Source organism: Sphingomonas sp. (assembly GCF_019746015.1).
GTDB lineage: Bacteria > Pseudomonadota > Alphaproteobacteria > Sphingomonadales > Sphingomonadaceae > Sphingomonas.
Window position 1 is genome coordinate 1 of sequence record NZ_JAIESM010000078.1, and the last position, 5,776, is coordinate 5,776.

The 5,776-nt window shown below is 68.1% G+C and carries 5 protein-coding genes and 2 tRNA genes; 6 read left to right on the forward strand and 1 reads right to left on the reverse strand.

Features of this window, described 5'->3' with window-relative positions; translation table 11 throughout:
- Window positions 1–97: 97 nt before the first annotated feature.
- Together K2Y03_RS11210 and K2Y03_RS11215 are read left to right on the forward strand one after the other, a co-directional pair.
- A complete protein-coding gene (locus K2Y03_RS11210) occupies window positions 98–1,078 on the forward strand; it encodes a polysaccharide deacetylase family protein (RefSeq protein WP_294090782.1) in 981 nt (326 codons plus the stop codon).
- A 48-nt stretch (window positions 1,079–1,126) separates the two neighbouring features.
- A tRNA-Ile gene (locus K2Y03_RS11215) sits at window positions 1,127–1,201 on the forward strand.
- A 43-nt stretch (window positions 1,202–1,244) separates the two neighbouring features.
- Here K2Y03_RS11215 and K2Y03_RS11220 read toward each other — a convergent pair.
- Window positions 1,245–1,318: transfer RNA gene (locus K2Y03_RS11220), tRNA-Cys, on the reverse strand.
- Between the two features lie 157 nt (window positions 1,319–1,475).
- Here K2Y03_RS11220 and K2Y03_RS11225 point away from each other — a divergent pair.
- From K2Y03_RS11225 to K2Y03_RS11240, 4 genes are all read left to right on the forward strand, one after another.
- Window positions 1,476–2,144 carry a protein-L-isoaspartate O-methyltransferase gene (locus K2Y03_RS11225; protein WP_294090783.1) on the forward strand — a complete coding sequence of 223 codons (669 nt, stop codon included), beginning with the start codon at window positions 1,476–1,478 and terminating at the stop codon, window positions 2,142–2,144.
- Window positions 2,144–3,631 (forward strand): TolC family outer membrane protein, encoded by a 1,488-nt coding sequence (locus K2Y03_RS11230; protein ID WP_294090784.1) that lies wholly within the window; start codon window positions 2,144–2,146, stop codon window positions 3,629–3,631. The genes K2Y03_RS11225 and K2Y03_RS11230 overlap by 1 nt, the downstream gene beginning before the upstream one ends.
- A gap of 73 nt (window positions 3,632–3,704) precedes the next feature.
- On the forward strand, window positions 3,705–4,184 hold the full coding sequence (locus K2Y03_RS11235; RefSeq protein ID WP_294090785.1) for a DUF2497 domain-containing protein: 480 nt from the start codon (window positions 3,705–3,707) through the stop codon (window positions 4,182–4,184).
- Window positions 4,185–4,230: 46 nt separating this feature from the next.
- Window positions 4,231–5,776: valine--tRNA ligase (locus K2Y03_RS11240; RefSeq protein ID WP_294090786.1), on the forward strand; the 1,546-nt coding region annotated here is incomplete at its 3' end.

Consider the following 5,776-nt stretch of genomic DNA (forward strand, 5'->3'; position numbering starts at 1 on the left):
CGCGCTTGACTTTGCGCCTGCCCGCCGCCTTTGCTGAACCGATGGGGCAAGCGTCGATCAACTGACCGTGGGGCGAACCGAGCCTGGGGGCTATGCCGTGCCCGCGCCCGCTGCGGAGGCGCTTGTCGCTTGGCCCGATGCGCTGGGCACGCGCTTCACCGTGTTCGTCGATACCGAGGAGGAATTCGACTGGACCGGCCCGTTCACGCGCGACCGGCACGGGACGAGCGCCATCGCCGCGATTCCGGAAGCGCATGCCCGCTTCGCCGCGATGGGCGTGCCGCTGGCCTATATGGTCGATTACCCCGTGGTGGCCGATCCGCGCGCGGTGGACGTGCTGCGCGGCGCGGTGGCGGATGGCGTGTCGACCATCGGCGCGCAGCTTCACGCCTGGGTCACCCCGCCGTTCGACGAACCGCTCGATGCGCACCACAGCTATGCCGGCAATCTGGCGCCGGCGCTGGAAGCGGCCAAGCTCGACACGCTGACGGCAGCGCTCACGCAGGCGTTCGGCCGGCCCCCGCGCGCCTATCGCGCCGGGCGCTATGGCATCGGCCCGCAGACGCTCGCCCTGCTTGCCGCGCGGGGCTATCGGCTCGATAGCTCGGTGCGCGCGCGCTATGATTATCGCGGCGATGGCGGGCCGGATTTTACCGCTGTCGGCCCCCAGGCCTATCGCTGCGGCCCCGGCGGCGCGCTGATCGAGCTGCCGCTGACCACGGCCTATACCGGCGCCTGGCGCGGGGCGGGGCCGTGGCTCTATCCCGCGCTCGGGCGGTTGCCGCGCGGCCGGGGGCTTTTCGCGCGTGCCGGCCTGCTCCAGCGGGTGGCACTGACGCCCGAACAGATGCCCGCGAACGACGCGCTGGAGGCCGTGCGTGTCGCGCTGGGCGAGGGGGTGCGGGTGCTGAACTTCGCCTTTCACTCGCCCTCGCTCGCGCCCGGGCACACGCCCTATGTCCGCGACGCCGCAGACCTCGCCCGGTTCTGGCGCTGGTGGGATGCGATGCTGGCGCTGCTCGCGCGGGCCGGGGTTAAGCCGATCGGTCTGGAGGCGCTGATCGACGCCACCGGTTGAGGGCGCAACCCCTTGCCCATCGGGTGCGCGCCCACTAACCGGGGCGCGGGGCCTGTAGCTCAATGGTAGAGCCAGCCGCTCATAACGGCCAGGTTGCGGGTTCGAATCCTGCCGGGCCCACCAACGCGCACGGCGCAAGGGAACAAGGCAAGCAGGAAAAAAGGGGTGGAGGCCCGAGCCGGAATCGAACCGGCGTGCACGGATTTGCAGTCCGCTGCGTCACCACTCCGCCATCGGGCCGAAGGGATGTGCCCAATGCGGCGGCTTCGCGCTGCTGTCAACCACCGGTCGGCAACATTGGCGCCGTCCCCGCTTGGCGACACCGGTTCGGCACGATACAAGCGGCTCGACACGGAAAGCGTATTGCATAACTAACACAGTTATGCCAAAGGGGTGAATGATGGTTCAACTGCCCGGTTCAGATCAGTTTGCCGCACAGCGCCAGGCGATGGTGGTCAGCCAGCTGCGCCCCAATGCGGTGACGGATGCAGGCGTGCTCGACGCAATGGGCATGGTGGCGCGTGAGCGCTTCCTGCCGCCAGCGCTGACCCCGGTTGCCTATATCGATGCGGCGCTGCCGCTGGGGGGAGGGCGCGTTGCCAATCCGCCGATTGCGACCGGCCGGCTGTTGACGATGGCCGCGCCCCGCGCTGGCGAGCGTGCGCTGGTGGTGGGTGCGGCGGGTGGCTATGCCGCCGCGTTGCTGGCCGCGATCGGGGTGAAGGTGGTTGCGCTCGAAAGCGATGCAGCGCTTGTCGCGCTGGCCCGGGCGGCGCTGGGCGACCAGGCAGAGATTACGCTGGTCGAGGCACCGCTGGCCGAGGGCCATGCGGCCGGCGCGCCCTATGACCTGATCTATATCGACGGCGCGGTGGAAGACGTGCCGCCTGCGCTGGTCGATCAACTGGCGGTGGGTGGCCGGCTGGCCAGCGGTATCGTCGATCGCGGCGTCACCCGGCTATGCCTGGGGCGGCGCACGGCCGGCGGGTTCGGCCTGAATGATTTTGCCGATCTGGAGGCCGCGGTGCTGCCCGGCTTCGCGCGGCCGAAGGCGTTTACATTCTAATGTCGGAAGGGGTTTTGCCGGTGCGCATCAGAAAGATTTTGCTGGCCGGCCTGGCGCTTGGCCCGGTTGCCGCCCCGGCGAGTGCCGAGACGCTGCGCGAGGCGCTGATCAAGGCGTACAAGACCAACCCGACGCTGGAGGCGCAGCGCGCCAATCTGCGCGCGACCGACGAAGGCGTGCCGATCGCGCGCTCATCGGCGCTGCCCAACATCTCGCTGCAGACCAACTATGCCGAGCTGTTCCAGAACGCGAACAACGCGTTCGTCGTGCCGCAGCGCGCGTTGCAGTCGAACGGTCAGGCCACCGTGCCGCTGTATAGCGGCGGGCAGGTGAAGAATTCGATCAAGGCCGCCGAGGACCGGGTGCTCGCCGGCCGCGCCACGCTGCGCGGAACCGAGGCCGATTTGTTCACCAACACGGTCGGCGCCTATATGGACGTGATCCGCGACCAGGCGGTGGTTGCCCTCAACGAACAGAATATCCGCGTGCTGGAAGTGAATCTTCAGGCCTCGCGCGACCGGTTTCAGGTGGGCGACCTGACCCGCACCGACGTGGCACAGTCCGAAGCGCGGCTGTCGCTGGCGCAAAGCCAGCTGCAACAGGCGCAGGCGCGGCTGATCGCCAGCCGTGAAACCTATATCCGCGTGATCGGCTCACCCCCGGGTGACCTGGAGCCGCCGCCGCCGCTGCCCGGCCTGCCGCGCGACCCCGACAGCGCGGTGCAGATCGCCCTGCAGGACAGCCCTACGCTGCAGGCCGCGCGCAAGAATGTGGACGCCACCAAATATGACGTGCGCGTCGCCCGCGCCGCGCGCCTGCCGCAGCTGGGCGCATTCGTGAACAGCGGCTATTTCAACTATCTGGGGTCGCTCAGCTCGCCGTTCGGGGCGAACATTCCGCAATCCGGCATCAACGCCCAGGGCGGCCTGCAGCTGACCATCCCGCTCTATCAGGGCGGACAGCCGGCGGCACGCATCCGCCAGGCGCAGGCGCGCGAGGGCGTGGCGCAGGAACAGCTGACCGACAGCGAGCGTGGGGTGGTGGCGCAGGTGCGCTCGGCCTTTGCCTTTTATCGCGGTGCGCTGGAAGTCATCGAGTCGGCGACCGCCGCCGTCAACGCCAACAAACTCTCGCTGGAAGGGGTGCGGGCCGAAAATGGCGTGGGCAACCGCACCGTCATCGAAGTGCTGAACGCCGAGCAGGAACTGCTGAACTCGCAGGTCACTTTGGTGACGGCGCGGCGCGACGCCTATGTCGCGGGCTTTGCGGTGCTGGCGGCGATGGGCCATGCCGAGGCCAAGGATCTGGGCCTGGATGGTGACATGCCGCTCTACGATCCTGTCATCAACTATCGTCGTGTGCGTAACAATATCTCGGATTGGGCGGGTGAACGAAGCCCCAAGCCGGTAGCGCCGACCACCTCCAACACGCCTGCGCAGGACGCGAAAGTTACGAGGTCGCCGGCCGCAGCCGGCCCCGGCAATTGACACAACCGCCCGATTCGCACAGGTAAAGATGGGGTTAAGTCGATAGGGCGGATCGATTGTGCGAGGGATGCGCATGGCGGATTTGAGCGCGGAGCCGTCGATGGAAGACATTCTTTCATCGATCAAGCGGATCATCGCCGAAGAGGGTGATGCCGCCGCGCGCAAGGCCGTGCCTGCGCCGCCGCCCCCACGTGCCGCCGCCGCGCCGCCGCCCGCCGCGCCCACGGAAATTCTGGAGCTGAGCGAGCCGATGCCGGCACCGGCGGCTCCCGCTGCGGCTGCCCCGGTGGCTGCTGCCGTGGCCGCTGCCCCCGCCGATGGCGAAGATGCGCCGCCCATCGCCTCGCCGCAGACGCTGGCCGCCTCGCGCGGGGCGCTGGACCATCTGTCGCGGCTGGTGGTGAAGCCCGAGGGCGGCAGCGACGGCACGCTGGAGGGGCTGGTGCGCGAGATGCTCCGCCCGATGCTGCGTGACTGGCTGGACGCGAACCTGCCCGCCATCGTGGAAGCAATGGTTGCCCGCGAAGTCGAGCGGATTACCCAGGGCCGGTAACGGCTGGGGGGTGGCGAGGCGCGCCGCTGCCCGCTAGACGGGCCGGATGACCGAGCTGCCCAAAACCTTTGATCCCGCCGAAATCGAAACCCGCTGGTACGCCCATTGGGAAGATAAGGGCCTGTTCCGCCCTGACCGCCCGGGTGCGGAGCCTTGGACCATCGTCAACCCGCCGCCCAATGTGACCGGCAGCCTGCATATCGGCCATGCGCTGGACAATACCCTGCAGGACATTCTCGTCCGCCATGCCCGGCTGACCGGCAAGGACGCGCTGTGGGTGGTCGGCACCGACCATGCCGGCATCGCCACCCAGATGGTGGTCGAACGGCAGCTGGCGGAGCGGCAGGACAAGCGCACCAACTATTCGCGCGAGCAGTTTGTCGACAAGGTGTGGCAGTGGAAGGCCGAGAGCGGCGGCGCGATCACCCGCCAGCTGCGCCGGCTGGGCTGCTCGATGGATTGGGCCAACGAGCGCTTCACGATGGACGAAGGCTTCAGCAAGGCGGTGCTGAAGGTGTTCGTCGATCTCTATTATCAGGGTCTGCTCTATCGCGACAAAAGGCTGGTCAACTGGGACCCGGGCCTGGGCACCGCGATTTCGGACCTGGAGGTCGAAACGCGCGAGGTGAAGGGCCATTTCTGGCACTTCCGCTATCCGCTGGCCGACGGGGTGACTTTGCCCGACGGCGCCGACCATCTGGTGGTGGCGACGACCCGGCCGGAGACGATGCTGGCCGACATGCTGGTGGCGGTGAACCCGGAAGACCCGCGCTACCAGAGCGTGATCGACCGGCACGTCATCCAGCCGATCACCGGCCGGCGGCTGCGCATCGTCGCCGACGAGCATGCCGACCCGGCGCTGGGCAGCGGCGTGGTGAAGATCACCCCGGGCCATGACTTCAACGACTTCGAGGTGGCAAAGCGCGCCGGGATCGAGGCGCGCGACATGCTCAACATGTTCGACGCGAAGGCACAGGTGATCCAGACCGTCGATGGTCTGGTCCCCACGGAGTTCATCGGCCTGCCGCGCTTCAAGACCGACGGCGTCCCCGGCGCGCGCGAAATGGCGGTCGCGTGGATGAAGGAGCATGGCTTCCTCGTCCCGCATCTCGACAAGGAGGGCGCCGAACACGACGCCGAACCGCGCACGATCCAGACCCCGTTCGGCGACCGTTCGGGCGTGGTGATCGAACCCTGGCTGACCGACCAATGGTATGTCGATGCGGCAACGCTCGCGAAACCCGCGATCGAGGCGGTGCGATCGGGCGCGATCAAGATCGTGCCGAAGACGTGGGAGAAGACCTTCTTCAACTGGATGGAGAATATCCAGCCCTGGTGCGTGAGCCGCCAACTGTGGTGGGGGCACCGGATTCCGGCGTGGTTTGCAGAAGATGGCCGTATCTTCGTTGCTGAAACGGCCGAGGCTGCACAGGCTCAGGCTGGCGCCGGGGTCATGCTGACGCAGGACGAGGACGTCCTCGACACCTGGTTCTCCTCCGCGCTGTGGCCGTTCGCGACGCTCGGCTGGCCCGAAAATTCCTCCCCAAGCTCGCTTGGGGAGGGGGACCATGCGCAGCATGGTGGAGGGGCGG

Coding starts and splice junctions, on each gene's coding strand:
- K2Y03_RS11225 (WP_294090783.1), top strand. CDS start 1,476: ATGATGGTTCAACTGCCCGGTTCAGATCAGTTTGCCGCACAGCGCCAG.
- K2Y03_RS11230 (WP_294090784.1), top strand. CDS start 2,144: ATGTCGGAAGGGGTTTTGCCGGTGCGCATCAGAAAGATTTTGCTGGCC.
- K2Y03_RS11235 (WP_294090785.1), top strand. CDS start 3,705: ATGGCGGATTTGAGCGCGGAGCCGTCGATGGAAGACATTCTTTCATCG.